We start from the raw sequence: 25279 nt of genomic DNA, 5'->3' as shown, positions 1-25279 counted from the left end.
CCCCAGACCTCAGCGCCGCCGCCGGCGCTCCCGCACCCGCACCGACACCTCGATGGGTGTGCCGGCGAAGCCGAACTCCTCCCGCAGCCGCCGCTCCAGGAAGCGTCGGTAGCCCGCCTCGAGGAAGCCGGAGGCGAAGATGACGAAGCGCGGCGGCCGGGTCGAGGCCTGGGTGGCGAAGAGGATCCGCGGCTGCTTGCCGCCGCGCACCGGGTGCGGGTGGCCGGCGACGATCTCGCCGAGCAGCGCGTTGAGCCGGGAGGTCGGGATGCGGGTGTCCCAGCTGTCCAGCGCGGTGTCCAGCGCGGGCACCAGCCGGTCGGTGTGCCGACCGGTGCGGGCGGAGATGTTCACCCGCGGCGCCCACTGCACCTGCACCAGGTCGCGCTCGATCTCCCGCTCCAGGTAGTAGCGGCGCTCCTCGTCGAGCAGGTCCCACTTGTTGTAGGCGATGACCAGCGCCCGCCCGGCGTCGACGACCTGGCCGACCACCCGCAGGTCCTGCTCGGCGATCGGCTCCTCGGCGTCGATGAGCACCACCGCCACCTCGGCCTTCTCCAGCGCGGCCTGGGTGCGCAACGAGGCGTAGAAGTCGGCGCCGCGGGTCTGGTGCACCCGGCGCCGGATCCCGGCGGTGTCGACGAAGCGCCACGGCCGGCCGTCGAGCTCGACGATCTCGTCCACCGGGTCGCGGGTGGTCCCGGCGACGTCGTCGACGACCACCCGGTCGGCGCGGGCGAGCTTGTTGAGCAGGCTGGACTTGCCGACGTTCGGCCGACCCACGAGGGCCACCCGGCGCGGCCCGTCCGGGATCACTTGGGCGACCTGGGAGACCTCCGGCAGCACGTCCAGCACCGCGTCGAGGACGTCGCCGCTCCCCCGGCCGTGCAGCGCCGAGACCGGCCAGGGCTCGCCCAGCCCGAGGTTCCACAACGCGGCGGCGTCGGCCTCGAAGCGCTGGTCGTCGACCTTGTTCGCCACGAGCACGACCGGCTTGCCGGAGCGGCGCAGCAGCCGCACCACGGCCTCGTCGTCGTCGGTGGCACCGACGATGGCGTCGACGACGAGCACGACGACGTCGGCCATCTCGACACCCATCTCGGCCTGCTCGGCGACCCGCAGGTCGATCCCGGCGGCCTGCCGGGCCCAGCCGCCGGTGTCGATGAGGGTGAAACGTCGTCCGGACCACTCCGCCTCGTAGGCCACCCGGTCCCGGGTCACCCCCGGGGTGTCCTCGACGACCGCGGCCCGACGCCGCAGCACCCGGTTGACGAAGGTGGACTTGCCGACGTTCGGCCGGCCGACGATGGCCACCACCGGCAGCGGCCCCTCGTCCTCCTCCTCGGCCTCCTCCTGGAAGCCGTCGATGAGCGCCCGGTCGTCGTCGGTGAGCTCGAAGTCCTCGAGGCCGGCGCGCAGCACGCGCTCGACCCCTTCGTCGCCCTCGGCCTCGTCGACGACCACGGGCGGCACCGGCGGTCCGGCCGGGCTCTCGCCGCGGCGCACCTCCTCGGCCAGCCCGAGGACCGCCTCGACGCTCTCCTCGAAGCTCAGCTCGGAGGTGTCCAGCGAGACCACCCCGTCGGCGGCGACGGTGAAGTCGGAGACCGTCGAGTCGTCCCGGTCCCGGCGCAGCACGCTGTCCCGGGTGGCCGCGACCGCGTCCTCGTCGTCCTGGCCGTGCACCTCCAGCGAGCGGCGGCGCAGCCGGGCCTCCTCGCTGGCGGTGAGCAGCAGCCGCAGGGTGGCCTCGGGCACGACGACGGTGGTCAGGTCGCGGCCCTCGGCGACACAGCCGCCGCGGGCCTCGGCGATCTCGGCGATGAGGTCGCGCTGGCGCTGCTGCAGCACCGCGCGGACCCCGAGGTTGGTGGCGACCTGGGAGACGACGGTGGAGATCTCCTGGGTGCGGATCGCCTCGGTGACGTCGGTGGATCCCACCAGCACGCGCTGGCGGGTCGGCTCGTCGGACAGCTCCAGCGGGACGGTGCTGGCCTCGGCCTCGACGGCGACCTCGTCGGCCAGGTCGATGCCGCGCTCGAGGCACCACCAGGTCAGCGCCCGGTACATGGCGCCGGTGTCGAGGTAGCCGACCTCCAGCCGGTCGGCGACCGCTCGCGAGACGCTGGACTTGCCCGACCCGGAGGGTCCGTCGACGGCGATGACGAAGGGGGCGTCGGCGGGGCTCATGACCGGCAAGCCTACGTGCCCGCCGGGCGTGCTCGGCTCACCCGTGCAGCTGCCAGCCCAGGGCGGTGAGCGCCTCGCCCAGCGGCCCGGCCGCGGCCGGCAGCACCGAGACCTCGGCGACGCCGAAGGGCAGCCCGAGGCCGTGGTCGAGGCGCAGCTCCTCGAGGTTGATCCCGGCCTCGCCGATGTCGGCGAGCAGCCGGGCGAGCTGACCCGGCTGGTCGTCGACGACCACCCGGACGATCTCGTAGCTCGTCGGGGCGGCGCCGTGCTTGCCGGGGATGCGGGCGTGCCCGGCGTTGCCGGCGGCCACCGCGCGGGCCAGCACCGCGCGGGCGCCCGGCGCGTCGGCGACGTCGTCGGCATCGGCACCGAGGGCCTCCAGCGCCTCGACGAGCCCGGTGAGGTCGACGGCCACCTCGCGCAGCAGCCGGGCCACGGCCGGCGCGTTGCCGGCGAGGATCTGGGTCCACAGGCCGGGGTCGCTGGCGGCGATCCGGGTGACGTCGCGCAGCCCCTGGCCGGCCAGCCCGAGCGCCTCGTCGGCCAGCGGCTCCAGCCGGGCCGCGACGAGCGAGGCGGCCACCTGCGGCACGTGCGAGACCGCGGCGACCGCGGCGTCGTGCTCGGCCGGGCTGAGGGTGCTCACCGCGGCGCCGGTGGCCCGGGCCAGCTCGGCCACGGCCGCGACCGCCGCGTCGGTGGTGGCCTCGTGCGGGCAGAGCACCCAGGCGCGGCCCTCGAAGAGGTCGGCGCGGGCGCTGATCGCCCCGCTGCGCTCGCGGCCGGCCATCGGGTGGCTGCCGAGGTAGCGGCCGATGTCCTCCCCCGAGCGCACCAGGTCGCGCAGGATCGCCTGCTTGACCGAGGCGACGTCGGTGACCACCGCGCCTGGGTGCTGGTGCAGCGCGGCGAGCACCTGCCGCGGCGCCACGTCCGGCGGGGTCGCCACGACGACGAGCCCGGGCTCAGCCGGGGCGTCCAGGCTGCCGGCGCCGAGGTCGCGGGCCAGCGCCGCCGAGGTCTCGGACTGGTCGGCCAGGGTGACCCGTGCCCCGGCGCTGGTCAGCGCGAGACCGATGCTCGTCCCGATCAGCCCGGTGCCGACGACGTGCACCGGCGGCAGCGCGGCGGCGGCCCGGGTCGCCTCGGGGGTTCCGGTCACAGCCCGACCTGCTTGTAGAGCCCGCCGATCTCGTCACGGGTCAGCGCCCGCCACCGCCCGGTCCTGGTGTCGCCGAGCCGGATGTTGCCGATCTGGGTGCGCACCAAGGAGATCACCGGGTGCCCGGAGGTCTCGAGCATCCGGCGGACGATGTGCTTGCGCCCCTCGTGCAGCACCACCTCGACGATCGCCTTGCCCGGTCGGGAGTCGATCACCCGGAAGGAGTCGACGGCCACCGGCCCGTCGTCGAGCTCGATGCCCTCGCGCAGCCGCTTGCCGAGGTCCTTCGGCAGCGGGCCGGGCACCTCGGCGACGTAGGTCTTGAGCACCTCGTAGGCGGGGTGCTGCAGCCGGTGCGCGAGCTCGCCGTCGTTGGTCAGCAGCAGCAGACCCTCGGTGTCGGCGTCGAGCCGGCCGACGTGGAAGAGCCGCTCCGGCCGGCTGTGCACGTAGTCGCCGACCGAGGGCCGACCGAGCTCGTCGGACATCGTCGTGACGACCCCGGTCGGCTTGTTGAAGGCGAGGTAGACGCGGGAGTCGTCGAGCTGGACCCGTTCGCCGTCGACGTGCACGGTCTGGCGCAGCGGGTCGACCCGCACGCCGAGCTCGGTGACCACCTGGCCGTCGACCTCGACCCGGCCGTCGGCGATGAGCTGCTCGCAGGCGCGGCGCGATCCGACCCCGGCCCCGGCGAGCAGCTTCTGCAGACGCACCCCGTCCGGGTCGTGCACGTCGCGCTGCGGCAGCCACGGCTCGGGCGGCGCCAGGTCGGGCTGGCCGCCACGCGAGCGGCCGCTGGTGCCGCGGTCCGGCTGGCGGCCCCGGCGAGGGGCGCCCTTCGGGCCGCGGGGGCCTCCCTTGGGACCACCCTGGCCGCGGGCGCCCTTCGGACCCCCGCCCTGACCACGCGGGCCCTCACCACGCTGACCCTGGCCGCGCGGGCCCTGGCCCGGACGGCTGCCCTTGCCGCCCTTCCGGGGGCCGGGCTGGTCTCCCTGGCGTCGGCGCGGCGGGGTCATGCCTGCCCGCTCTCGGCGAGCTCGTCGATCGCGTCGGCCTCCGGGAGGAAGGGGGCGATCGCCGGCAGGTCGTCCAGGCTGGCCAGCCCCATCCGCTCGAGGAAGTAGCCGGTGGTGCCGTAGAGGGTCGCGCCGTGGCCGTCGCCGTCCTCGGTGCTGACCTCCTCGATGAGGCCGCGGGTGAGCAGCGTGCGCACCACGCCGTCGACGTTGACCCCGCGCACCGCACCGATCCGGGCGCGGGAGATCGGCTGCCGGTAGGCGATCACCGCGAGCGTCTCCAGCGAGGCCGCGGTGAGCCGGGCCTGCTGGCCGTCGAGGACGAATCGCTCGACCACCGGCGCGTAGGCGGCGTGGCTGTAGAAGCGCCACCCGCCGCCGACCTCGCGCACGGTGAAGCCGTGCTGGCCGTCGGCGTAGCGCTGCTGGATGGTGCCCAGGTGGGTGCGCACCTCCTCGACCGGGCGCTCCAGCGCGGTCGCCAGGGCCAGCTCGGTGACCGGCTCCTCGACGACCATGAGCACCGCCTCGATGGCGCCGACCGCACCACCGGGCAGGTCGCCCACGTCGAAGGCGATCTGCTGCTCCTCGGCCTCTGCCGGCCGCGGCTCACTCATCCAGATCCTCCTGATCCTGTGCGTGCTGATCCGGCGCCGCCGGGGACGGCTCCCCGTCGGCATCGTCTGCTGCGTCCGAGGGCTCGTCACCCTCGTCGAACTCATCGCTGACCTCGATGGCGCCGTCGGCGGCCCCGACCCAGCGGACGCTGATCTCCTCCAGCGCCTCGGGCTGCTCGAGCCCGACCTGCTGGTCGCGGAAGAGCTCGAGCAGGGCGAGGAAGCGGGCCACGATGACCAGCGTCGTGCCGGCGTCGGCCACCAGGCTGCGGAAGCTGCACCGCCCCTCGCGGCGCAGCCGCTCCCCGATGATCCCGGCCTGCTCGCGCACGCTCACCGCCGGGGCGTGCAGGTGGGTCAGCCCGACCGTCGGCTCCTCCTTCGGGGTGAGCGCGCGGGCGGCGACGAACACCAGCTGCTCGGGGGTGACGTGCATGACCAGCTCTGGCAGCAGGCTGGCGAAGCGAGGCTCCAGCCCGGCCTGGCGAGCGGTCATCCGGCCGTTGACGGCCATCTCCTCGCCGAAACGGGCGGCGACCTGCTTGAAGGCGCGGTACTGCATGAGCCGGGCGAAGAGCAGGTCGCGGGCCTCGATCAGCTCGAGGTCCTCCTCGTCGACCTCGCCGGTGGTCGGCAGCAGCCGGGCCGCCTTGAGGTCGAGCAGGGTGGCCGCGACGAGCAGGAACTCGCTGGTCTGGCCCAGGTCCCAGCCGGGGTCGGCCTGCTGCAGCGCGCGCAGGTAGGCCATGAACTCGTCCGTCACCCGGGCCAGCGCGATCTCGGTGATGTCCAGCTGGTGCTTGCTGATCAGACCCAGCAGCAGGTCGAAGGGGCCCTCGAAGTTGTCCAGGTGGACGGTGAAGGCCTGGCCGCTCGCCTTCTTCGTGAGCACCCCGCCCGGGACCGCGGGAGGGGCCTCGGCGGCGGCCTCGGTCGCGGTGGGCTCGTCCATGACCGTCAGGGAGCGCCGCCGCGGGCGACGAGCTCGCGGGCCAGCTGGCGGTAGGCGTTGGCGCCGCTGTGCCCGGTCGCGTACGAGGTGATCGGCTCGGCGGCCAGGGTGGCGTCGGGGAACTTCACGGTGCGTGAGATGACCGTGTGGAAGACCCGCTCGTCGAAGTGGTCGACGACGCTGCCGACGACCTCGCGGCTGTGCAGGGTGCGCCCGTCGAACATCGTCGCGAGGATCCCGTCGATCTGCAGCGCCGGGTTGAGCCGGTCGGTGATCTTCTCGATGGTCTCGACGAGCAGGGCGACCCCGCGCATGGCGAAGTACTCGGTCTCCAGCGGGATGATCACGCCGTGCGCAGCGGTGAGCGCGTTGACGGTGAGCAGGCCGAGGCTGGGCTGGCAGTCGATGAGCACGACGTCGTAGTCGTCGAGGACCGGGCGCAGGATGCGGCTGAGGATCTGCTCGCGGGCGACCTCGCCGACGAGCTGGACCTCGGCGGCGGAGAGGTCGATGTTGGCCGGGACGACGTCGAGGCCGTCGACCGAGGTGCGCTGGATGATCTCGCGGACGTCGTGGCCGCGCTCGACGAGCAGGTTGTAGATGGTGGTGTCGAGCTGGTGGGTGGGCACCCCGAGCCCGACGGAGAGGGCACCCTGCGGGTCGAAGTCGACGAGCAGCACCCGGCGGCCGTACTCGGCGAGGGCGGCGCCGAGGTTGATCGTGGTGGTCGTCTTGCCGACCCCGCCCTTCTGGTTGCACATGGCGATGATCCGGGCCGGGCCGTGGCTGGCCAGCGGCTGCGGGTCCGGGAAGTCCGGCATCTGCCGTCCGGTCGGGCCGGTCGGGCCCTGGCCGTGCTCGAGGTCGAGCGGCGGCGTCAGCTCGGATGCCACGTGCGGATCACTCCCGGGTCTCGTCGTCGGTCAGCCTCTCGCTGATCCAGGCGAGACTATCAAGCACCGGCGGTGGTCACCGGGCCCGTGGATGGGTCTGGGCGTAGACCTCGCGCAGCTGCTGCACGGTGACCATCGTGTAGATCTGCGTCGTCGTGACGGACGCGTGCCCGAGCAGCTCCTGGACGACCCGCACGTCGGCGCCGCCGTCGAGCAGGTGGGTGGCGAAGGAGTGCCGCAGGGTGTGCGGCGAGACGTCGCCGCTGATCCCGGCGCGCTCGGCGGCGGTGGTGATGACCGCCCAGGCGCTCTGCCGGGAGAGCCGCCGGCCGCGGAGGTTGACGAAGAGGGCAGGGCCGGCGGTCCCCTTCGCCGCCAGCTCGGGGCGGCCCCGGACCAGCCAGGCGTCGACCGCCTCCCGGGCGTAGCTGCCCAGCGGCACGATCCGCTCCTTGCCGCCCTTGCCGTGCAGCCGGACCGCGCCGGCGGTGGTGTCGACGTCGTCGATGTCGAGCCCGACGGCCTCGGAGATCCGGGCGCCGGTGCCGTAGAGCACCTCGAGCAGCGCCCGGTCGCGCAGCGGGACGGCGCCGTCGCCGAGCGAGGCGGCCTCGAGCAGGCGCTCCACCTGGTCGACGGCGATGGCCTTGGGCAACCGGGAGGGCGGTGCGGGCGGGGCGACCCGGGCGGCGGGGTCGTCGGTGGTCTCCCCCTCCAGGGCGAGGAAGCGGTGCAGGCTGCGCACCGCGACGAGCGAGCGGCCGGCCGAGGAGGCGGCCAGCGGCGGGTGCCCGCCGGCTCCTGTGCGCAGCCCGGAGAGGAAGCCGCTGACGTGCGCCTGGGTGACCTCGGCGGGGCTGGTCACCCCTTCGCGGTCCAGGTGCTCGAGGTAGCGGGCGGCGTCGCGCCGGTAGGCGGACAGGGTGTTCGGCGAGACGCCGCGCTCGACGTCGAGGTGGGTCAGCCAGGTGCGCACCGCCCGGGCCATCGCGGTCGGTGGTGCGGGCGGTGCGTCGGGCGTCGCGCCCTGGTGCTCGCTCAGGCCAGCTTCTCCTGGACGGTGACCAGCGGCTCGTCGAAGGCCTCGGCGACGCCGGGGTGGGTGATGTCGCCGCCGTGGACGTTGAGCCCGAGGGCGAAGGCGGGGTCGGCGCGCAGCGCCTCCTGCCAGCCGGCGTTCGCCAGCCGGACGGTGTAGGGCAGGGTCGCGTTGGTCAGCGCCCAGGTGGAGGTGCTCGGAACCGCGCCGGGCATGTTGGCGACGCAGTAGAAGAGGGTGTCGTGCACCGGGAAGGTGGGGTCGGCGTGCGTCGTCGGGCGGCTGCCCTCGAAGCAGCCGCCCTGGTCGATGGCCACGTCGACGAGGACGGCGCCGGGCTTCATCTGGGCGACCATGTCGTCGGTGACGAGCTTGGGGGCGCGGGCGCCGGCGACGAGGACGGTGCCGATGACGAGGTCGGCGCTGGTGACCTGCTCGCGGATGGTCAGCTCGTTGGAGGCGAGCTGGTGGACGCGGTTGTCGTAGCGCCAGAAGCTCATCCGGAGCTTGTCGAGGTCGGTGTCGAGGAGGGTGACGTCGGCGCCCTGGCCGAGGGCGATGTTCGCGGCGTTCTGCCCGGCGACCCCGGCGCCGAGGATGACCACCTTGGCGTTGGCGACGCCGCCGATGCCGCCCATGAGGACGCCGCGGCCGCCGGAGGCCTTGAGCAGCGCGTGCGCGCCGACCTGCGGGGCGAGGCAGCCGGCCACCTCGGACATCGGGTAGAGCAGCGGGAGGAGGCCGGAGTCGAGACGGACGGTCTCGTAGGCGATGGCGGTGGTGCCGCTGCGCTGCAGCTCGCGGGTGAGCGCCTCGTCGGCGGCGAGGTGCAGGTAGGTGAAGAGGATCAGGCCCTCGCGGAGGCGGTGGTACTCCTCGGCGACCGGCTCCTTGACCTTGACGACCATGTCCGAGGAGGCCCAGAGCTCGTCGGCGGTGTCGATGATCCGGGCTCCCTGGGCGACGAAGTCCTCGTCCGGGATGGCCGAGCCGACGCCAGCGTCCTTCTCGATGAGCACCTCGTGCCCGGCGCGCACCAGCTCGTTGACGCCGACGGGGGTGATGCCCACGCGGTACTCGTTGTTCTTGACCTCGCGGGGGATGCCGACCTTCATTGCCGCGCTCCTCGATCGTGCTGCGGGCGCCAGGACGCCCCGGTGTGCGCCCGCGGCGCCGTTGCCGCGGGCGGGCCGTAGGGCCACCCGCGATCCTAGTGGCAGCGTGACCTGCGCCACGAACCCCCTGCTCACAACCGACCCGCCCAGCATCCCTTCCCAATCCCGTCCCGCATCCCTTCCCGCACGCTACGTCGCTGCCTCACCAGGTGAGCCGCCCGAAGACCCCAGCCGGCGCCGCTCGACCACGCGCCCTCTCCCGCGCTACGTCGGTGCCCCACCTCGCGAACCCTGGCGGTGGGATACCGAAGGGCGTGACCTTGCTGCCTCGGCAGTACGTCGCTGCCCCACGTCGCGAACCACGCGCCGAGGCACCGAGGGGTGGGCACCTCCGTGCGTAGGTGTCCCGGGCCGCTGTCCGTCGCCGGGGCGATCACCGCAAGCTGCTCACGACGTGACGCAGCGACGTAGCCCGCCGACACCCACCTCTACAGCCCGCAGCGACCCGGCACGACGCTTGCCGCCCCTGCCCGTGCCACACCCCTGCTCATGACATGAGGCACCGACGTAGCTCGCCGACACCCACAGGCCGAGGGGACCCAGGCTCGCGATCCACAGCATCGGCGGTGGCCTGCCGCTCCATCCGATCTGCGGCGCACGCTGGCCGCATGAACGACGACATGCACGACCACTGCAGGCACGACGACAACCAGCCAGGTGATGACGAATCCGGCGCTGACTCACCCGGGGAGGCCGGACTCGACGCCTGCCCGTTCCCGTGCGAGACCTGCCTCGAGCCGGGCGACTGCGAGGACTGCCTCGACTGCCTGTTCTGGCCCGAGGCCTACGTCGACCCGCCGGCCCGTCCGCAGCGGCACGTGCGCAGCGATCGCGTCGCGCCCTCCTTCGCCGCGTCCCTCGCCACGGCTCGCGACGAGCTCGGCGCGCTCGACCGGATCGGCCTGGCGGTGCGCTCCTACCGCCGCGAGCATCACCTGAGCCAGCGCGCGCTGGCCGCGCGGATGTGCGTCAGCCGATCCACGATCTCCCGGCTGGAGACCGACCCCTCCGGCGTCCCGCTCGGCCGCGCCGAGCAGCTCCTCGGCGCTCTCGGCTGGCGGCTCGAGGTCCGCCCCGACGGCGACGACCATGAGCCGGACCCGCTCACGTGGGGTGTTGACGAGCTGGTGGCCCGGGACAACGCGGGACGACGCTTCCCACCCTTCGGCGACCTGGAGACCCTGGGGCCCGACGAGCAGGTCAGCCCCGGCGGCCACTGGGACCGGCACCAGCTGTGGCGCTGGCAGCGCCCTCAGCCGTGGCCCGGCGCCTGACCCGCGGCCACCACCTGCGGCCGCAGGTCCGCGACCGGGCAGCGCCACTCCTCCGCGACGGCATCGACCTGCTCGCCGGAGCGGATGTCCTTGATCTGGTCCCCGCCGTCCTCGCCCGCCCCGACGAACCACACGTACGGGATGCCGCGCCGCTCGGCGTAGCGGATCTGCTTGCCGAAGCGGGCCGCCGCCGGCGCGACCTCGCAGGGCACCCCCGAGCCGCGCAGCGACCGCGCGACCGCCACCGACGCCGCCCGCGACTCCTCGTCGGTCACCGCGACCAGGACCGCCGCCGGCGTCTTCCGGCTGGCCTCGACCAGACCTTCGGTGAAGACCAGCCCGAGCAGCCGGGAGAGGCCGATCGAGATGCCCACGCCCGGGTAGGTCGTCCGTCCGTCGCTGGCCAGCTCGTCGTAGCGCCCGCCGGAGCAGAACGAGCCCCACGACTCGTAGCCCTCCATCGCCGTCTCGTAGACCGTGCCGGTGTAGTAGTCCAGCCCGCGGGCGATCTTGAGATCGGCGACCATCGCCCCCGGCGCCGCCGCGCTGCCGGCCTCGATGACCGCGGCCAGCGCCGCCAGGCCCTCCTCCAGCACCGGGTGCTCCACGCCGAGCTCGCGCACCCGCTCCACGAAGGAGGTGTCGCTGCTACGGATCTGTGCCAGCGCCAGGCACTGCTGCGCCTGCTCCGGGCTGGCGCCGCTCTCGACGAGCAGCTCGACGACCCGCTCCGGCCCGACCTTGTCGAGCTTGTCGACGATCTGCAGCGTCCCGGCGACGTCGTCCAGCCCGATCCCGCGGTAGAAGCCCTCGGGGATCTTGCGGTTGTTCACCATGATCGTCATCCGCGGCAGCGGCAGCGCCGCGAAGATCTCGGCGACCACCAGGGCCATCTCCGCCTCGAAGTGCGGCGCCAGCTCGCCGACGTCGACGACGTCGATGTCGCACTGGGTGAACTCGCGGTAGCGCCCCTCCTGCGGCCGCTCGCCACGCCACACCTTCTGGATCTGGTGCCTGCGGAAGGGGAAGCTCAGCCGCCCCGCGTGCTCCAGCACGTACCGGGCGAAGGGGACGGTGAGGTCGAAGTGCAGCCCCAGCTCGGCGCCCTCTCGCCGGCCAGCGCCGCCGTCACCGCCGCCACCGTCTCTGCCGCCGCTGGTCTCCCCGGCGAGCCGGTGCACCCCGTAGATCTCCTTGTCGGCGTCGCCGCCCTTGCCGAGCAGCCGCTCGACCGGCTCCACCGCGCGGGTCTCGATCGAGGGGAAGCCGTGCAGCTCGAAGGTGGAGCGGATGACGTCGAGGAAGTGCTGCTCGACGATCCGCTGCTCGGGCAGGTACTCGGGGAAGCCGGAGAGCGGGGTGATCTTGGCCATCGGGGGGTCCGTCGTGTCCTTCGGTCTCGGCGGCTCAGAGCCGCTGCAGGTAGGGGTTGCTGGCCTTCTCCCGGCCCAGCGTCGTCGCCGGGCCGTGGCCGGGCAGCACGAGGCTGGAGTCGGGCCGCGGATGGACCACCTCGCGCAGCGAGCGCTCCATCGCCTCCGACGACCCGCCGGGCAGGTCGGTCCGCCCGATCGACCCGGCGAAGAGCACGTCGCCGGTGATCAGCGTCCGATCCACACCGGCCTCGTCGGGCACCCCGTCCGGCACCGGGTCGAGGGCGAACATCACCGACCCCTCGGTGTGCCCGGGCGCGTGGATGACGTCGAGGTCGATCCCGGCGACGCTGACCCGTTCGCTGTCCCTCACCTCGACGACCGTCTCCGGCTCCCGCCAGGTCGCGACCTTGCCGAACTGCTGCTCGAGCATCCCGGCCAGCGCCGGGCCCAGCGAGGAGTCGGCCAGCGGGTCGCGCAGCCGGTAGCGGTCGTCGGTGTGGATGTAGGCGGCCAGCTCGCCGCCGCACACCGGGGTCACCGAGTAGACGTGGTCGACGTGGCCGTGGGTGAGCAGCACCGCCGCCGGCTTGAGACGGTGGGTGGTCAGCACCTCCCGCAGCGTCTCCTCGACGCCGATTCCGGGGTCGACGACGAGGCACTCCTCGCCCGGCCCGGTGGCCATGACGTAGCAGTTGGTGGCGAACGCCTGCGCGGGGAAGGTGATCGTCAGCACCCCCCAACCCTACTGATCTCCCCCGCCGCACCCGACCGACCCGGCGAGCACCAGCGCCGGTGCAGGCGAAGTGGGTACCCTCGGGCGGGTGAACGAGCAGAGCGACACCCCGCGCCCCAGCGCTCCCTCCCCGGCCGCCCTGGCCAAGATGGCCCCGCGCCGTCCCGCCGGGGCACCGACGCCGGCCGCGCCCGCCGCGCCGGCCCCTGCCCAGGGACCCAGCGCCTCGGCCGCCTTCGGCCGGGTCGAGGAGGACGGGCGGGTGCTGGTCCGCGACGGCGAGACCGAGCGCGAGGTCGGCTCCTACCCCGGGGCCAGCGCGGACGAGGCGCTGCAGTACTTCGCCCGCAAGTACGACGAGCTGCACGCCTCGGCGACCCTGCTGCGCCAGCGCCTGGACAGCCCGGACGTCGCCGCCAAGGAGGTCGCCGACGGGCTGACGTCGCTGCGCGAGCACATCGGTGAGGCGAACGTCGTCGGCGACCTGCCGGCGCTGCGCGCCCTGGTCGCCGAGATCGAGACCGGGCTGAGCGCCAAGCGGGAGAGCGAGAGCGCCGCCCGGGCCGAGGCCAAGGCGGCTGCGGCCGCCGAGCGCGAGCAGATCGTCGCGGAGGCGGAGCAGATCGCCGCCCAGCCCGAGGAGAAGATCCAGTGGAAGCAGTCCTCGGCGCGGATGCGCGAGCTGCTGGACACCTGGAAGCAGCACCAGCGCTCCGGCCCCCGCCTGGACAAGCCGGTCGAGGCGGAGCTGTGGCAGCGCTTCTCCAAGGCCCGCAACGGCTTCGACAAGGGGCGCAAGGCCCACTTCGCCCAGCTGGAGCAGACCCGCGGCGAGGCGAAGGTGGAGAAGGAGCAGCTCGTGGTCGAGGCCGAGCGGCTGGCCACCAGCACCGACTGGGGCGCCACCGCGGGCGCCTACAAGCGGCTCATGGACCGCTGGCGTCGCGCCGGGCGGGCCGGCCGGGCCGACGACGACGCCCTGTGGGAGCGCTTCCGCAGCGCCCAGGACGCCTTCTTCACCGCCAAGGATGCTGAGGCGGCCAAGGAGGACGAGGCGCACCAGGGCAACCTCGAGGTCAAGGAGGGCCTGCTCGCCGAGGCGCAGGCGCTGCTGCCGGTGCAGGACCTGGAGCGCACCAAGAGCGCGCTGCGCGGCATCCAGGAGCGCTGGGAGGCCGCCGGCAAGGTGCCGCGTCAGGACATCGACCGCATGGAGAAGGGGATGCGCCGGGTCGAGCAGGCGGTCCGCGAGGCCGAGGACAGCCGGTGGAAGCAGAAGAACCCCGAGCTGTCGGCGCGCGCCCAGTCGATGGTCGACCAGCTGCAGGAGCGGGTCGGTGAGCTGCAGGCCCGCCGGGCGAAGGCGGCCGACGCCGGCGACGAGCGTCGGGTGGCCGAGCTGGACGAGCAGATCGCCGCGCAGCAGCAGTGGCTGGACCAGGCCCGGCAGGGGCTCTCTGAGTTCGGCTGACGCCGGCCGGCTCAGTCGTGGTCGGCGTGCCCGCCCGTGATCCGGTAGATGTCGAAGACCGAGTCGGTGCTGCGCACCTGGTCCATGACGTGGCTGAGGTGCCCGGTGTCGCCCATCTCGAAGGTGAACCGCAGCTTGGCCACCCGGTCGCGCGAGGTGTGCACCGACGCCGAGAGGATGTTCACCCCGCTCTCGCTGAGCACCCGGGTGACGTCGGAGAGCAGCCCGGAGCGGTCCAGCGCCTCCACCTGCACCTGGACGAGGAAGAGGCTGGACCCGCTGGGCGCCCAGGCCACCTCGATGAGCCGCTCGGACTCCTTGCGCAGCGAGCCGGCGTTGGGGCAGTCGGTGCGGTGCACCGAGACCCCGTTGCCGCGGGTGATGAAGCCCATGATCGAGTCTCCGGGCACCGGCGTGCAGCACCGGGCGAGCTTGACCCACACGTCGTCCATGCCCTTGACGACGACGCCCGGGTCGTTGCTCTGCTGCCGGCGCCGCGCCTCCGGGCCCGGCATGGTCGCCTCGGCCAGGTCCTCGGTGGCGCCGTCCTGGCCGCCGACGACCCCGACGATCCGGGAGACGACGTGCTGGGCCGAGACGTGCCCCTCGCCGACCGCGGCGTAGAGGCCCTCGATGTCGTTGACCCGCAGGTCGCTGGCGACGCTGGTGAGGTTCTCCACGGTCAGCAGCCGCTGCAGCGGCAGGTTCTGCTTACGGACGGTCTTGGCGATGGCCTCCTTGCCGGACTCGACCATCTCCTCCTTCCGCTCCTTGGAGAACCACTGCCGGATCTTGTTCCGGGCCCGCGGTGAGCGCACGAAGGTCAGCCAGTCCCGGGACGGTCCGGCGTTCTCCGCCTTGGAGGTGAGGATCTCGACGACGTCACCGTTCTCCAGCGGGGAGTCCAGCGGCACCAGCCGCCCGTTGACCCGGCCGCCGATGCAGTGGTGGCCGACCTCGGTGTGCACCGCGTAGGCGAAGTCGACGGACGTCGAGCCCATCGGCAGCGCGATCACCTGCCCCTTGGGGGTGAAGGCGTACACCTCGCGGGTGTTGATCTCGTAGCGCAGCCCGTCGAGGAACTCGCTGGGGTCGGCGGTCTCCTTCTGCCAGTCGAGCAGCTGGCGCAGCCAAGCCATCTCGTTGATCTGCCCGGTGTCTCCCTTGGCCGCGTCCCCCTTCTCGTCCTTGTACTTCCAGTGCGCGGCGACGCCGTACTCGGCACGGCGGTGCATCTGGTGGGTGCGGATCTGGATCTCGACCGGCTTGCCCTGCGGACCGATGACGGTGGTGTGCAGGGACTGGTACATGTTGAACTTCGGCAGCGAGATGTAGTCCTTGAAGCGCCCGGGCAGCGGGTTCCACCGGGCGTGCAGCGCACCGAGCGCGGCGTAGCAGTCGCGCACCGTGTCCACGAGCACCCGGATCGCCACGAGGTCGTAGATCTCGCCGAACTCGCGGCCCCCGACGATCATCTTCTGGTAGACGGAGTAGTAGTGCTTCGGCCGCCCGGTGACCGTCGCCGCGATCCGGGACTCCTTGAGGTCGAGCACCACCTGGGCCCGGACCTGCGCGAGGTACTCCTCGCGGGCCGGGGCCCGCTCGGCGACGAGCTTGACGATCTCCTCGTAGACCTTGGGGTAGAGGGTGGCGAAGGAGAGGTCCTCCAGCTCCCACTTGATGGTGTTCATCCCCAGCCGGTGGGCCAGCGGCGCGTAGATCTCCAGGGTCTCCTGCGCCTTGCGCTGGGCCGAGGCCTGGGAGACGTAGCGCCAGGTGCGGGCGTTGTGCAGCCGGTCGGCGAGCTTGATCACCAGCACCCGGATGTCCCGGGCCATGGCGACGATCATCTTGCGCACGGTCTCGGCCTGGGCGGCGTCGCCGTAGCTGACCTTGTCGAGCTTGGTGACCCCGTCGACGAGCTTGGCCACCTCGGCGCCGAAGTCCTCCTCGAGGGCGTCCAGGCTGTAGGTGGTGTCCTCGACGGTGTCGTGCAGCAGCGCCGCGGCGATGGTCACCGGGGTCATCCCCAGCTCGGCGAGGATCGTCGCCACCGCCAGCGGGTGGGTGATGTAGGGGTCGCCGCTCTTGCGGGACTGCCCCTCGTGCGCCCGCTCGGCGACGGCGTAGGCGCGCTCGATGATCGAGAGGTCGGCGCGGGGGTGGCTCTGCCGCACCGACTGCAGCAGCGGCTCGAGCACCGCCGGCGCCGTGGTCCGGGTGCTGCCCAGCCGGGCCAGCGAGGCGCGGGCGATCGAGCGCGGGGAGAATCCTCCGCTGCTGCTACTCCCGGTGCGCGGCTCGCTCATGAGCAGATGCTAGACCGTCCCGGGATCGCTGCGGCTACACCGTCAGCAGCGCGCGCACCGCTCGCTCCGGCAGCCGCTCCCGGCCGCCCAGCGCGGCCAGCTCGATGACGACGTCCACCCCGACCACCTCGGCCTGCAGCTGCTCGAAGAGACGGCAGGCCGCGGCGGCCGTGCCGCCGGTGGCGAGCACGTCGTCGACGACGAGCACCCGGGCCCCGGCCGGGACCGCGTCGGCGTGCGCCTCGATCCGGGCGGTGCCGTACTCGAGCGCGTAGTCGACCCCGACCGCGTCGGCCGGCAGCTTGCCCGCCTTGCGCACCGGCACGAAGCCGACACCGAGGGCGACCGCCACCGCCGCGCCGAAGACGAAGCCGCGCGCCTCCAGGCCGGCGACCGCGTCCACCCGGCCGTGCCAGGGGCGGGCCAGCCCGGTCACCGTCTGCGTGAGCAGGGCGCCGTCGCCGATGAGCGGGGTGATGTCCTTGAAGAGCACGCCCGGCTCGGGGAAGTCCGGGATGTCGCGCAGCGAGGCGGTGATCCGCGCGGCGAGCTCCTCGTCGGGCTCGCTCACGAGCGCCGCCCCCGCTTGGCCTTGGGCTGCTTCTTCGGCTGGTTGCGCGGGCCGGAGGACTGGGCGTAGCGGTGCACGGTGCGCCCGGTGACCGTCTGCGGAGCGTCCTCGGCGACGTCGTCGCGCGCGTCGCCGTCCTCCGCGTCCCGCTGGTCCGCGGACGAGCTGCCCGAGACCTGGGTGTCACGAGTGGCATCCCGACCGGTGTCACGACCGGTGCGGCGACGCGGGTCGCGCTCGGCGGTCGCGGTGGCCGCGCCACCGCCACCCGAGGTGCCCGTCGAGGTCGCCGACGCCCGGTCGGAGGAGCCGGCGCGAGAGGCGCCGCGGCCACCGGCGGCGGACCGGCGTCGCCCGGAGCCGCGGGCGGCCGCCTTCGCGTCCTTCTCCTTCAGCTCGGCGACGTCCTGGGTCAGCTGCTGCACGTCGTCGTCCTTGCGCCGCAACTGCACCAGCAGCGGGGTGGCGATGAAGATCGAGGAGAAGGCACCGGCGACCAGCCCGACGAAGAGCACCAGGCTGAGGTCGAGCAGGGTGCCCGGGCCGAGCCGGGCGAAGCCGATGACGAGCACCGCGAGGATCGGCAGCAGCGCGATGACGGTGGTGTTGATCGAGCGCACCAGGGTCTGGTTGACCGCCCGGTTGGCCGCCTCGGCGTAGGTGCTGCGTTTGTAGGTGAAGGCCTCGGTCGCGTTCTCCCGGACCTTGTCGAAGACCACCACCGTGTCGTAGAGGGAGTACCCGAGCACGGTGAGGAAGCCGATCATCGTCGCCGGGGAGACCTCGAAGCCGGAGAGCACGAAGACCCCGACGGTGATGATCATGTCGTGCACCAGGGCCACCATCGCGGCGGCGGCCATCTTCCAGGTGCGGAAGTACAGCGCCATGAGCACGGCGGTGAAGGCGATGAAGACGACCAGCGCGCGCAGCGCCTGCTCGCTCACCGACTGCCCCCAGGAGGGCCCGATGAGGTTGGAGCTGACCTGCCCCTCGCCGACGTCGAAGGCGGTGGCGAGCTCGTCGGAGACCTCCCGGGTCTCGGCGACGCCGAGCTCCTCGGTCTGCACCCGCACGGTGTCGCCGCCGATCGTCGAGACCCGCGCCGAGGAGCCGGAGCCGGCGACCTCGCGGACGGCGTCGGTGGCGACGTCCTCGTAGTCGGCCGGCGCGCTCGAGGTGGCCACCCGGAACTCCGAGCCACCGGTGAACTCCAGGCCGAAGTTCAGCCCGCGCACGCCGAGGGCGAGCACCGCGATGAGAATGAGCACCGCCGAGACGGCGTACCAGGTGCGGGCCCGACCGACGAAGTCGACGGACCGGCGACCGGTGTAGAGGTCGTTGCCGAGCTCGGCCATGCGGCTCACAGCACCGCTCCTTCGTCGCTGCGGACACCCGGGTTGGCGCGGCGGGAGCTCTCCGGCTCCACCGGCTCCTGGGCCTCGATCCGGCCGCGGCCGGTGTAGCGCATCCCGCCGGCGCGCAGCCGGTCGACGTCGAAGCCGGACCACGGGTGGCCGGAGGCGAAGAACCGGTTGCGGGCGAGCAGGGTGAGCATCGGGTGGGTGAAGAACCAGAAGACCGCCAGGTCGATCAGCGTGGTCAGCCCGAGGGTGAAGGCGAAGCCGCGCACCCCGGAGCTGGCCAGCACGTAGAGCACGACCGCTGCGATGATGTTGACGCCGTCGGCCACGAGGATGGTCCGCTTGGCGCGGTGCCAGCCGGCCTCGACGGCGGCGCGCAGGTTGCGGCCGTCGCGCAGCTCGTCCCGGACGCGTTCGAAGTAGACGATGAAGCTGTCCGCGGTCACCCCGATGGCGATGATCAGACCGGTCACCCCGGCCATGTCCAACCGGTAGTCGTACTGCCAGGCCAGCAGCACGATGGCCAGGTAGGTCAGCCCGAAGGCGGCCACCATCGAGCCGATCGTCACCACCGCCAGGGCGCGGTACTGGGCCAGCGAGTAGAGCAGCACGAGCAGCAGGCCGATGATGCCGGCGATGATCCCGTAGCGAAGCTGGTCCGAGCCCAGGGTCGGGCTGATCTCCTGGCGGGTCTGCGGCTCGAAGGACAGCGGCAGCGCGCCGAACTTCAGGGTCTGGGCGATGCTGCGGGCCTCGTCGATGTCGGTCATCGAGATGCTCGCCTGACCGGTCGGGATGGCCTCGTTGAAGCCGGGGGCCAGGATCACCTGCGAGTCGAGCACGGTCGCCAGGGCGTTGTAGCTGCCGGGCGGGTTCGTGCCGGTCTGCGCCAGCTGAGGCAGCTGGACCATCTCGGCGGAGATGTCGGCGTAGGCGTCCCGGCCGGAGTCCTGGAAGGACAGCTGGATCTCCGGCTGGTTGGTCTGCTGGCCCTGGGCGGTGACCTCGTAGCCGGCGGTGGCGTCGGCGATCTCGCTGCCGGGCACGACCACCGGGCCGAGCACGTACTTCAGCGGGCCCTCCTGGTCGCAGGCGACGATCGGCTCGTCGGTGCCGACCGGCTGCTCGCCGGGGTCCTGGGAGCAGTCGAGGTCCTGGAACTGCTGCCACAGCTCGGCCGAGATGTTGTTCGGGTCGGTCGGGCCGGTGGGCTCCCCGCTCGGGGTCCACTCCTGGGCGGCCGGGTCGGCGGCGCCGCTGCCGGTTCCGGTGCCGCTGCCGGAGCCCGAGCCGGTCTCGCTGCCGGAGCCCGAGCCGGTCTCGCTGCCGGAGCCCGAGCCGGTGGGGTCGTCGGCGCTGCCGCTGCTGCTGCCGCTCCCGGTGGTGGGCGAGGTGGTCGCCGCCATCGACTGCGCGCCGCCGTCCGCGGAGGTCTCGCTGGTGGCGCCGTCGCTGACCGAGGGCTGCTCGCTGCCGGTGGGGGCCGAGCCCGACCCGGAGGTCGCGCTGCCCGAGCCGGAGGTCGACGAGCCGGACCCGGATCCGGAGGACGACCCGGACCCGGAGCCGCTGGTGGCCGACCCGCTGGGGGTGGCCATCATCTCGGCGAGGGCCTCGGGATCGCCGACGCCGGTGGCCAGCACGGGGCGGAACTGCATCTGCGAGGAGGCGCTGATCGCCTCCTCCTGCTCGGCGCTGAGGGTGCCGGGCACCGAGACGACGATGTTCGAGTCGCCCTGGGTGGTGACCTCGGCGCCGGTGGTGCCCTGGGCGTCGACACGCTGGGTGATGATGTCGCGGGCCTGCTCGAGCTGGTCGGCATTCACCGTCTCGCCGTCGCCCACCCGGGGCTCAAGGACGATCTGGGTGCCGCCGGCGAGGTCGAGGCCCAGGCGCGGCGTCCAGGCGGCGTCGCTGCGGGTCGTACCGAACCCGAGGATCCCGACGAGGACGAGCACCGCGGCGAAGAACAGCAGCAGGGTGCGGCGGGCGGCGTCACGGCGCTTGGGCGTGGCCACCTTCGTCCTGGCCATCAGCCGCGCTCCGGGCCGTCGCCACGCTCGTCGGTGCCGGTGCGGCCCTCGTCGTCCTCGCCGCTCGGCTCGTCACGCTCGTCACGCGGCGTGGTCCCGGCGGCCGGCAGGTCGCCGGCGCGCACGCCGACGGCCCGGCGGTCGACGGTGAGCACGGTCCCCGGGGCCACCTCGAGCTGCACCGTGGTCTCGCCCAGCTCCAGGACGGTGCCGTAGATGCCGGAGGTGAGCACCACCCGCTCGCCGGCCTCGAGGCCGGCGCTGAACTCCTCCATCGCACGCTGGCGGCGCCGGGTCGACCACAGCAGGAAGCCGATCAGCAGCAGCGGGAGCAGGAGCAGGAACAGGCTGCCGAGGGAGGAGCCGTCGTTCATCGTGGGACTTCCTGGTCGGGGCGCGCGACCGGGTTCGCGGCCGCAGGGGTGCACCCGGGAGCAGCCCGGGCCGGGGATCGAGTCTAGGCGAGCCCGCCGAGGGTGACCAACGACGCCACGCGCCACCGGGTTCCCTCCCCCAACATCCGCAGCTGCCCGGGCAATTCACCAAGACCCCCGCAACTGCCCGGGCAATTCACCTAGAGGGGCGCAACTGCCCGGGCAGTTCACCTGGCTCTCCGCAACTGCCCGGGCAAATCACCAGGTCGTCCGCAACTGCCCGGACAAATCACCTAGTGGGACGCAACTGCCCGGGCAAATGCGGAAGGGGGCGACGGGCAGGCTCGGTCTCAGTCGCCCAGGCGGCCGGGGTCGGACCATGGCAGCTCGGGCTGGCCGCCTTCGGGCACCGCCAGACCCAGGTGCTCCCACGCGGCGGTCGTCGCCACCCGCCCGCGCGGGGTGCGCGAGACGTAGCCCTGCCGCACGAGGTACGGCTCGGCGACCGTCTCCACGGTCTCGGTCTCCTCCCCCACGGCGACCGCGAGGGTGGACAACCCGACCGGCCCGCCGGCGAAGCGGCGGCACAGTGCGTCGAGGACCGCCCGGTCGAGCCGGTCCAGGCCGACCTCGTCGACGTCGAAGAGGGCGAGCGCCCGCCCGGCGGCGTCCAGGTCGACCCGGCCGGCGCCATGCACCTCGGCCCAGTCCCGCACCCGCCGCAGCAGCCGGTTGGCGATCCTCGGGGTGCCGCGCGAGCGGCGGGCGATCTCGGCGATCCCCTCCTCGTGCGCGGGCACCTGCAGCAGCCGGGCGCTGCGGGCGAGGATTACCTCGAGGTCGGCGTCCTCGTAGAAGTCCAGGTGGCCGGTGAAGCCGAACCGGTCGCGCAGCGGCGCCGGCAGCAGCCCGGCCCGGGTGGTGGCCCCGACGACGGTGAAGGGGGGCAGCTCCAGCGGGATGGCGGTGGCGCCCGGCCCCTTGCCGACGACGACGTCGACGCGGAAGTCCTCCATGGCGAGGTAGAGCATCTCCTCGGCGGCCCGGGACATCCGGTGGATCTCGTCGAGGAAGAGCACCTCGCCCTCGGCCAGCGAGGAGAGCACCGAGGCCAGGTCGCCAGCATGCTGGATCGCCGGGCCGGAGGTGACCCGGATCGGCTGCTCCAGCTCGGCGGCGACGATCATCGCCAGGGTGGTCTTGCCCAGCCCGGGCGGGCCCGAGAGCAGCACGTGGTCCGGTGCCGCACCCCGGCGCCGGGCGGCCTCGAGGACCAGGCCGAGCTGCTCGCGGACCTTGGTCTGCCCGGGGAAGTCGGCCAGGCGTCGCGGGCGCAGCGCGGCCTCGACGGCCGCGTCGTCCTCGCCCGCCGCTGCGTCGACGATCCGTGCGGTGGCCTCGTAGGAGCCGTCACCGGCGCGTTCCGCTCCCTCGTCGCCGAGGCGGATCTCGCTGCTGAACCCGCTCATCGGGCAAGCACCCGCAGCGCTGCGCGCAGCGCCTGGGAGACGTCGACCGGGGTGCCGTCGTCTCCGCCGTCGACCTTCTCGGTGGCGTCACCGGCCTGCTTGGCCGAGTAGCCGAGCCCCACGAGCGCCTCGACGACCTGCTCGCGCCAGGCACCGGCAGCGGGTGCCGCGGCCGGGGCCTCGCCGCCACCCGAAGATGCCAGGGCGGGCATCTTGTCGCGCAGCTCGAGGGCGATCCGCTGGGCCCCCTTCGTCCCGATCCCGGGGACCTTGGTCAGGGTCCGGGTGTCCTCGGCGGCGACCGCCGCGGACAGCTCCTCCGGGCTGAGCACGGAGAGGATGGCCAGCGCCACCCGTGGACCGACCCCGGAGACCGTCTGGGCCAGCTCGAAGGTGTCCCGCTCCCCCGGCGTCGCGAAGCCGTACAGGGTCAGCGAGTCCTCGCGGACGACCAGGCTGGTGGCCAGGGTGGTCTCCTGGCCGATGCGGGCGCCGGCGGCGACCGAGGGCGGGGTGTGCACGAGCACGCCGACCCCGCCGACGTCGACGACGAGCCGGTCCAGACCGACGTGGCTGACCGGTCCGCGCAGCTGGGCGATCACCGGGCCTGCACCGACTTCAGCCGGGCCCGCTCGCTGGCGGCGCCCTGCTCACGCAGCGCCTGACCCGGGCCGCGCCACTGGTGGCAGACGGCCAGGGCGAGGGCGTCGGCGGCGTCGGCCGGGCTGGGCGGGGTGTCCAGACCGAGCAGGCGGGTCACCATCGTCGTCACCTGAGCCTTCTCGGCGCGGCCGCTGCCGGTGACGGCGGCCTTGACCTCGGTCGGGGTGTGCAGCGCGACCGGGATGCCGCGCCGGGCGCCGGCCAGCAGCACCAGCCCGCTGGCCTGAGCGGTGGTCATCACGGTCGGCACGTGGTCGGCGGCGTAGACCCGCTCCAGGGCGATCACCTCGGGGTCGAAGCGGTCCAGCCAGGTGTCCAGCTCGTCCTGCAGGTAGGCCAGCCGGTCACCGGTGGAGCGCTGGGCGGAGGTGCGCACGACACCCACCGCGACCATCCGCAGCGACCGTCCGGCGCCGTCGACGACGCCCAGGCCGCACCGGGTCAGCCCGGGATCCACCCCGAGGACACGCACGCGCCGCTCCCTTCGCCGACCAGATCCGAACAGGTGTTCGCCTGCCAACCTACGCAGGTCGGCCCCGGAGGGGCGGCTGCGACACGCGGCCGGTTCAGTCCTCGCTGTCCAGCTGGGCGAGGACGTCGTCGGGGATGTCGCCGTTGGCGTAGACGTCCTGGACGTCGTCGGAGTCCTCGAGCGCCTCGACGACCCGGATCATCTTCTTCGCAGCGTCGAGGTCCAGGGGCACCTGCATCGAGGGCACCCACGAGGCCTCGGCCGAGTCGTAGTCGATGTCCGCCTGCTGCAGCGCGGTGCGCACCGCGACGACGTCGGTGGCCTCGGAGACGATCTCCCAGCTCTCGCCGTTGTCGTTGATCTCCTCGGCGCCGGCCTCGAGGACCACCTCGAGCAGGCTGTCCTCGTCGCTGCCCGGGCCCTCGGCCGGCTTCGGCACGACGACGACGCCCTTGCGGTTGAAGAGGTAGGCCACCGAGTTCGGGTCGGCGAGGCTGCCGCCGTTGCGGGAGAGGGCGGTGCGCACCTCGGTGGCCGCCCGGTTGCGGTTGTCGGTGAGGCACTCGATGAGCACCGCGACGCCGCCGGGGGCGTACCCCTCGTAGGTGATGTTCTCCCAGTCCGCGCCGCCGGCCTCGGCCCCGCTGCCGCGCTTGACCGCGCGGTCGATGTTGTCGTTGGGCACCGAGGACTTCTTCGCCTTCTGGATGGCGTCGAAGAGGGTGGGGTTGCCCGCCGGGTCCCCGCCGCCGGTGCGGGCGGCCACCTCGATGTTCTTGATGAGCTTGGCGAAGAGCTTGCCGCGCTTGGCGTCGATCGCCGCCTTCTTGTGCTTGGTCGTCGCCCACTTGGAGTGACCGCTCACGTCGCTCCCCTTCCTCACGTCTGCTGCCTCGGTCCGACCATCGATCCTAGTGGCCCTCTTCGGTGGCGGGCCGACGGCCGGGGCGCGGCGGCCACGAGCCGACGGTGAGCGGCGCCTCACCACCAGTAGACGGGGTAGTGCTCACCGGTGGCCCGGGCAGCTGCGCACCCCCGCCACAGTTACCCGGGCAGCTGCGCACCCTCACCGAATTCGCCCGGGCAGTTGCGCACCCCTCGCCGAACTTGCCCGGGCAGTTGCGCATCCCCCGAAATTTGCCCGGGCAGTTGCGGATCCAGGTGCGGGTTCGCGCGGGCGTGGGCACGGGCGCCTGACATGCTGGCCGGGTGAGTCCGTCGCCCGTCTCCCCTGTCGCACCGGTCCGCGCATGGGCCGGCTGACCCGTCGTCGCCGGGCCACCCGGATCGTCGACGGCAGCGCCTCGACCCGGGTGGAGACCCTCGCCGTCGAGGAACCGCTGGAGATCCGCCTCGGCGAGGCGCCCTTCACCCTGACCATGCGCAGCCCGGGCCACGACGTCGAGCTGGCGCACGGCCTGCTCCGGGCCGAAGGGGTGATCGCCTCCGCCGACGACGTGGCGGTCGCCCGCTTCTGCACCGAGACCGACCTCAACGTGCTCGAGGTGCACCTGCGCCCCGGGGTGACCGCTCCCCCGGTGAGCGCGACCCGCAGCCTGGCCGCCTACGGCGGCTGCGGGCTGTGCGGCTCCAGCACCGTCGCCACGGTCGCCGACCGCCCGCGCCCGCAGGCTCCGCCGCCCGCGCGGAGCCGGCTGGATCCCGAGGTGGTCACCCGGGCCGCCGAGCAGCTCCGCCGGGACCAACGCGTCTTCGCCAGCACCGGTGGGGTGCACGGTGCGGCCGCCGCCGACGTCGACGGCACGCTCCTCGTGGTGCGCGAGGACATCGGCCGGCACAACGCCGTCGACAAGGTGCTCGGGCACCTCCTCATGCAGGCGGCACCCCCGCCACCGCTGCTGCTGGTCTCGTCCCGCGCCAGCTTCGAGATCGTCGCGAAGGCGGCGATGAGCGGGGTGGCGGTCCTCGCCTGCGTCTCGGCGCCGAGCTCGCTGGCGGTCGAGGCGGCCGAGGAGCTCGGGGTCACCCTGCTCGCCTTCGTCCGCGAGGACCGGCTCACCGTCTACTCCCACCCGGAGCGGATCGTCGGCCCGGGCGGCTGACCAGCCAGTACGCTCCACCCGACCCCGCCCCACCCTGGCGACGGGGCCCTGGTCAGGAGC

The 25279-nt window shown here is 73.4% G+C and carries 22 protein-coding genes; 3 read left to right on the top strand and 19 right to left on the bottom strand.

Annotation, left to right across the window (positions count from 1 at the left end):
• Positions 1 to 9: 9 nt before the first annotated feature.
• The 8 genes from der to ald form a co-directional block, all read right to left on the bottom strand.
• Complete coding sequence (gene der / locus BJY28_RS12585) at positions 10 to 2190, bottom strand: bifunctional cytidylate kinase/GTPase Der (protein ID WP_179463308.1); 2181 nt, start codon at positions 2188 to 2190, stop codon at positions 10 to 12.
• Positions 2191 to 2227: 37 nt separating this feature from the next.
• Complete coding sequence (locus tag BJY28_RS12580; RefSeq protein ID WP_343037102.1) at positions 2228 to 3355, bottom strand: prephenate dehydrogenase; 1128 nt, start codon at positions 3353 to 3355, stop codon at positions 2228 to 2230.
• Positions 3352 to 4374 (bottom strand): pseudouridine synthase, encoded by a 1023-nt coding sequence (locus tag BJY28_RS12575; protein WP_179463307.1) that lies wholly within the window; start codon positions 4372 to 4374, stop codon positions 3352 to 3354. Before BJY28_RS12575 ends, BJY28_RS12580 begins: the two co-directional genes overlap by 4 nt.
• A complete protein-coding gene (gene scpB, locus BJY28_RS12570; RefSeq protein WP_179463306.1) occupies positions 4371 to 4991 on the bottom strand; it encodes an SMC-Scp complex subunit ScpB in 621 nt (206 codons plus the stop codon). The genes BJY28_RS12575 and scpB overlap by 4 nt, the downstream gene beginning before the upstream one ends.
• A complete protein-coding gene (locus BJY28_RS12565) occupies positions 4984 to 5943 on the bottom strand; it encodes a segregation and condensation protein A (RefSeq protein ID WP_179463305.1) in 960 nt (319 codons plus the stop codon). Before BJY28_RS12565 ends, scpB begins: the two co-directional genes overlap by 8 nt.
• 5 nt (positions 5944 to 5948) lie before the next feature.
• Positions 5949 to 6824 (bottom strand): ParA family protein, encoded by an 876-nt coding sequence (locus BJY28_RS12560; protein WP_246313836.1) that lies wholly within the window; start codon positions 6822 to 6824, stop codon positions 5949 to 5951.
• An 88-nt stretch (positions 6825 to 6912) separates the two neighbouring features.
• Positions 6913 to 7824: a site-specific tyrosine recombinase XerD gene (gene xerD, locus BJY28_RS12555; RefSeq protein ID WP_179463304.1), complete on the bottom strand. Its 912-nt coding sequence runs from the start codon at positions 7822 to 7824 to the stop codon at positions 6913 to 6915.
• A gap of 50 nt (positions 7825 to 7874) precedes the next feature.
• On the bottom strand, positions 7875 to 8990 hold the full coding sequence (gene ald / locus BJY28_RS12550) for an alanine dehydrogenase (RefSeq protein WP_179463303.1): 1116 nt from the start codon (positions 8988 to 8990) through the stop codon (positions 7875 to 7877).
• A 668-nt stretch (positions 8991 to 9658) separates the two neighbouring features.
• Here ald and BJY28_RS12545 point away from each other — a divergent pair.
• A complete protein-coding gene (locus BJY28_RS12545) occupies positions 9659 to 10324 on the top strand; it encodes a helix-turn-helix domain-containing protein (protein ID WP_179463302.1) in 666 nt (221 codons plus the stop codon).
• On the opposite strand, the gene hisS is transcribed toward BJY28_RS12545, so the two are convergent.
• Positions 10303 to 11697, bottom strand: a complete 1395-nt coding sequence (gene hisS, locus BJY28_RS12540) for a histidine--tRNA ligase (protein WP_179463301.1) — start codon at positions 11695 to 11697, stop codon at positions 10303 to 10305. The genes BJY28_RS12545 and hisS overlap by 22 nt on opposite strands.
• Positions 11698 to 11731: 34 nt before the next feature.
• Positions 11732 to 12433, bottom strand: coding sequence for an MBL fold metallo-hydrolase (locus BJY28_RS12535; RefSeq protein WP_179463300.1), 702 nt, complete (start codon positions 12431 to 12433; stop codon positions 11732 to 11734).
• Positions 12434 to 12521: 88 nt separating this feature from the next.
• Between BJY28_RS12535 and BJY28_RS12530 the strand changes: the two genes are divergently transcribed.
• The gene (locus tag BJY28_RS12530; RefSeq protein ID WP_343037100.1) at positions 12522 to 13904 is read left to right on the top strand and encodes a DUF349 domain-containing protein; all 1383 of its coding nucleotides are present in this window, start codon (positions 12522 to 12524) and stop codon (positions 13902 to 13904) included.
• Between the two features lie 11 nt (positions 13905 to 13915).
• Here BJY28_RS12530 and BJY28_RS12525 read toward each other — a convergent pair whose 3' ends face one another.
• The 9 genes from BJY28_RS12525 to BJY28_RS12485 all read right to left on the bottom strand — a co-directional run bounded on the left by BJY28_RS12525 (position 13916) and on the right by BJY28_RS12485 (position 24021).
• Positions 13916 to 16213: a RelA/SpoT family protein gene (locus tag BJY28_RS12525; RefSeq protein WP_179463299.1), complete on the bottom strand. Its 2298-nt coding sequence runs from the start codon at positions 16211 to 16213 to the stop codon at positions 13916 to 13918.
• Positions 16214 to 16247: 34 nt separating this feature from the next.
• A complete protein-coding gene (locus BJY28_RS12520) occupies positions 16248 to 16784 on the bottom strand; it encodes an adenine phosphoribosyltransferase (RefSeq protein ID WP_179463298.1) in 537 nt (178 codons plus the stop codon).
• Positions 16781 to 18139: a protein translocase subunit SecF gene (gene secF / locus BJY28_RS12515; RefSeq protein WP_179464120.1), complete on the bottom strand. Its 1359-nt coding sequence runs from the start codon at positions 18137 to 18139 to the stop codon at positions 16781 to 16783. Before secF ends, BJY28_RS12520 begins: the two co-directional genes overlap by 4 nt.
• 5 nt (positions 18140 to 18144) lie before the next feature.
• Entirely contained in the window at positions 18145 to 20178 is a 2034-nt protein-coding gene (secD, locus tag BJY28_RS12510) for a protein translocase subunit SecD (protein WP_179463297.1), read from the bottom strand.
• Entirely contained in the window at positions 20178 to 20552 is a 375-nt protein-coding gene (gene yajC / locus BJY28_RS12505) for a preprotein translocase subunit YajC (protein WP_179463296.1), read from the bottom strand. Before yajC ends, secD begins: the two co-directional genes overlap by 1 nt.
• A gap of 350 nt (positions 20553 to 20902) precedes the next feature.
• Positions 20903 to 22021, bottom strand: a complete 1119-nt coding sequence (gene ruvB, locus BJY28_RS12500; protein ID WP_179463295.1) for a Holliday junction branch migration DNA helicase RuvB — start codon at positions 22019 to 22021, stop codon at positions 20903 to 20905.
• Positions 22018 to 22623, bottom strand: coding sequence for a Holliday junction branch migration protein RuvA (gene ruvA / locus BJY28_RS12495; protein ID WP_179463294.1), 606 nt, complete (start codon positions 22621 to 22623; stop codon positions 22018 to 22020). The genes ruvB and ruvA overlap by 4 nt, the downstream gene beginning before the upstream one ends.
• Positions 22620 to 23156, bottom strand: coding sequence for a crossover junction endodeoxyribonuclease RuvC (gene ruvC / locus BJY28_RS12490; protein WP_179463293.1), 537 nt, complete (start codon positions 23154 to 23156; stop codon positions 22620 to 22622). The genes ruvA and ruvC overlap by 4 nt, the downstream gene beginning before the upstream one ends.
• A 94-nt stretch (positions 23157 to 23250) precedes the next feature.
• The gene (locus BJY28_RS12485; protein ID WP_179463292.1) at positions 23251 to 24021 is read right to left on the bottom strand and encodes a YebC/PmpR family DNA-binding transcriptional regulator; all 771 of its coding nucleotides are present in this window, start codon (positions 24019 to 24021) and stop codon (positions 23251 to 23253) included.
• 385 nt (positions 24022 to 24406) lie between these two features.
• Between BJY28_RS12485 and fdhD the strand changes: the two genes are divergently transcribed.
• Positions 24407 to 25219, top strand: coding sequence for a formate dehydrogenase accessory sulfurtransferase FdhD (gene fdhD, locus BJY28_RS12480; protein WP_179463291.1), 813 nt, complete (start codon positions 24407 to 24409; stop codon positions 25217 to 25219).
• The last annotated feature ends 60 nt before the right edge of the window (positions 25220 to 25279 follow it).

Origin of the sequence: Janibacter alkaliphilus, from assembly GCF_013408565.1 — a bacterium.
GTDB classification, from domain to species: domain Bacteria; phylum Actinomycetota; class Actinomycetes; order Actinomycetales; family Dermatophilaceae; genus Janibacter; species Janibacter alkaliphilus.
The sequence above is the reverse complement of the archived record's forward strand: the minus strand, read 5'-3'. Positions and strand labels throughout refer to the sequence as shown.

Bases quoted from the DNA above. Each gene is read 5' to 3' on its own strand.
- der (WP_179463308.1), bottom strand. From the start codon at position 2,190: ATGAGCCCCGCCGACGCCCCCTTCGTCATCGCCGTCGACGGACCCTCC.
- BJY28_RS12575 (WP_179463307.1), bottom strand. From the start codon at position 4,374: ATGACCCCGCCGCGCCGACGCCAGGGAGACCAGCCCGGCCCCCGGAAG.
- scpB (WP_179463306.1), bottom strand. From the start codon at position 4,991: ATGAGTGAGCCGCGGCCGGCAGAGGCCGAGGAGCAGCAGATCGCCTTC.
- BJY28_RS12565 (WP_179463305.1), bottom strand. From the start codon at position 5,943: ATGGACGAGCCCACCGCGACCGAGGCCGCCGCCGAGGCCCCTCCCGCG.
- xerD (WP_179463304.1), bottom strand. From the start codon at position 7,824: ATGGCCCGGGCGGTGCGCACCTGGCTGACCCACCTCGACGTCGAGCGC.
- ald (WP_179463303.1), bottom strand. From the start codon at position 8,990: ATGAAGGTCGGCATCCCCCGCGAGGTCAAGAACAACGAGTACCGCGTG.
- BJY28_RS12545 (WP_179463302.1), top strand. From the start codon at position 9,659: ATGAACGACGACATGCACGACCACTGCAGGCACGACGACAACCAGCCA.
- hisS (WP_179463301.1), bottom strand. From the start codon at position 11,697: ATGGCCAAGATCACCCCGCTCTCCGGCTTCCCCGAGTACCTGCCCGAG.
- BJY28_RS12525 (WP_179463299.1), bottom strand. From the start codon at position 16,213: ATGAGCGAGCCGCGCACCGGGAGTAGCAGCAGCGGAGGATTCTCCCCG.
- secF (WP_179464120.1), bottom strand. From the start codon at position 18,139: ATGGCCGAGCTCGGCAACGACCTCTACACCGGTCGCCGGTCCGTCGAC.
- secD (WP_179463297.1), bottom strand. From the start codon at position 20,178: ATGGCCAGGACGAAGGTGGCCACGCCCAAGCGCCGTGACGCCGCCCGC.
- yajC (WP_179463296.1), bottom strand. From the start codon at position 20,552: ATGAACGACGGCTCCTCCCTCGGCAGCCTGTTCCTGCTCCTGCTCCCG.
- ruvB (WP_179463295.1), bottom strand. From the start codon at position 22,021: ATGAGCGGGTTCAGCAGCGAGATCCGCCTCGGCGACGAGGGAGCGGAA.
- fdhD (WP_179463291.1), top strand. From the start codon at position 24,407: ATGGGCCGGCTGACCCGTCGTCGCCGGGCCACCCGGATCGTCGACGGC.